The 253-nt window shown below is 55.3% G+C and carries 1 pseudogene; it reads right to left on the bottom strand.

Annotated features, from left to right (window positions below):
• Positions 1-78: 78 nt before the first annotated feature.
• Positions 79-253: pseudogene (locus SB724_RS21100) on the bottom strand (acetyl-CoA C-acyltransferase); the annotation flags it as partial.

Below are 253 nucleotides of genomic sequence, written 5' to 3'. Positions count from 1 at the left end.
CCAAAGCCACTCTGCTCATGTTTCGCTCCCCTTGTTATCGCCTTCGATCACGTCATTAAGACATTGATCGCATGCTATTTAAAGTGCTTCTAGGCACATCGCGACGCCCATGCCGCCGCCGATGCAGAGTGTTGCCAATCCCTTCTTCGCGCCGCGGCGCTTCATTTCGAAAACCAGCGTATTCAGAACGCGGGCACCGGACGCACCGATCGGATGGCCAATGGCAATTGCGCCACCATTGACGTTGACGATC

The sequence above is a fragment of the Bacillus sp. SIMBA_031 genome (assembly GCF_046535225.1).
Taxonomy (GTDB): Bacteria; Bacillota; Bacilli; order Bacillales; family Bacillaceae; genus Bacillus; species Bacillus velezensis.
The sequence above is the reverse complement of the archived record's forward strand: the minus strand, read 5'-3'. Positions and strand labels throughout refer to the sequence as shown.